The organism is uncultured Limnohabitans sp., from assembly GCF_937889215.1.
GTDB lineage: Bacteria > Pseudomonadota > Gammaproteobacteria > Burkholderiales > Burkholderiaceae_C > Limnohabitans_A.
In genome coordinates this window covers 1-1,768 of record NZ_CALBEX010000542.1, presented here as the reverse complement: position 1 = coordinate 1,768, position 1,768 = coordinate 1, and the positions used below count along the sequence as shown (strand labels likewise).

Below are 1,768 nucleotides of genomic sequence, written 5' to 3'. Positions count from 1 at the left end.
AATCCATTGACGAGCTGGCCCATTACCGTGAGCATTTCATCCGCTTGTGATTTTTCAGGGAAAACCCTAGCGGTTTTTTCTGATCCATGCCATAATCGCAGGCTCGTTGCACAGATGTGCGGCGATTCACACATCTCCCTTCATGCCTTGACCCAACGATAGGGTCACTCACAGCGGCCAGGCTTCATGCCAAGCGCCACTCGCGAGCACCGTTTGATGGTTGATGTTTTTTCAACCTTGCGGTGCCTGCGGCCCAATGCAACAGTTTTTCTGTTGGCGGCCGTTGTTCCGTGCGAGCTTTATAGAACCACATGACTGACACTTTGAACACAGTGCAGGACGACTTGTCGCCTGCCGAAAACACATCCATCGCCACCGAGTCCACGGCACAGACCGCCCCGACCAATCTGGCCACCGAAATCATGGTCGCTGCGGCGGCTGAAATCACCCCCGATGCAGCACCGGAAGTCGCTACCGAAGTGACCGAAGAAGTTGAAGCCATCGCCGACGTGCCCAACGGTTTCGTCGAATTGGGCCTGGCCCCTGAGCTGGTGCAAGCCGTGGCCGATCTGGGCTACACCCAGCCCACCGCCGTGCAATTGCGCACCATTCCTTTGGCTTTGCCCACTGCAGGCGGCTCCAAAGACGGCAAGTCCAATGGCTACACCGACATGATGGTCTCCAGCCAGACCGGCAGCGGCAAAACCGCCGCTTTCTTGCTGCCTGTGCTGCACACCCTGATTCAGCAAATGGCCGAGCAAGAAGCTGCCGAGCGCGCCGAATTCGACCAAGCCTGCGCCGACGCCACCGCCAAGGGCGAACCCGCCCCCAAGCGCGCCAAGCGCAAAGACCCCACCAACCCACGCAATTTCAAGGCCCCCGCCCCCGGCGCCCTGATCGTTTGCCCCACCCGTGAATTGGCCCAACAGGTGGCGCAAGACGCCATCGAGCTGGTCAAGCACACACGCGGTCTGCGCGTGGCCAACGTGGTCGGCGGCATTCCTTACCAATTGCAAATTGCCAAATTGCAAAACGCCAACTTGGTCGTGGCCACACCTGGTCGTTTGCTCGACCTGCAACGCTCCATGCAAATTAAACTGGACCAAGTGCAGTTTTTGGTGGTGGACGAAGCCGACCGCATGCTCGACCTGGGCTTCTCGGACGACTTGGCCGACATCAACGACATGACCAGCCAGCGTCGCCAGACCATGATGTTCAGCGCCACGTTTGCGCCGCGCATTCAGCAACTGGCCATGCGCGTGATGCACGACGGCGGTTCTTCGGTCCAGAAAATCCAGATCGACAACCCCCAGGAAAAGCACAACAACATCAAGCAGGTGCTGTTCTGGGCCGACAACGCCCAACACAAGCGCCAGATGCTGGACCACTGGTTGCGTGACGCCACTATCGACCAAGCCATCGTGTTCTCCAGCACCCAAATCGAGTGCGACGGCTTGGCGGCCGATCTGCAGCAAGACGGCTTCTCGGCTGTTGCCCTGCACGGCGCCCTGAGCCAAGGCATGCGCAACCGCCGCCTGATGGCGCTGCGCAATGGCCAGGTCCAGATTTTGGTCGCTACAGACGTCGCTGCTCGCGGCATCGACGTGCCCACCATCACCCACGTTTTCAACTTCGGCTTGCCGATGAAGGCCGAGGATTACACCCACCGCATTGGCCGTACAGGCCGCGCCGGCCGCGATGGCCTGGCCGTGACCTTTGCAGAAATGCGTGACCGCCGCAAAATCGGTGACATCGAGGCCTACACACG

At 59.8% G+C, this 1,768-nt stretch carries 1 protein-coding gene; it reads left to right on the top strand.

Annotation, left to right across the window (positions count from 1 at the left end; translation table 11 throughout):
- Positions 1-311: 311 nt before the first annotated feature.
- Positions 312-1,768, top strand: a 1,457-nt coding sequence (locus Q0341_RS13675) for a DEAD/DEAH box helicase (protein ID WP_299514381.1), incomplete at its 3' end; no start/stop codon positions are given.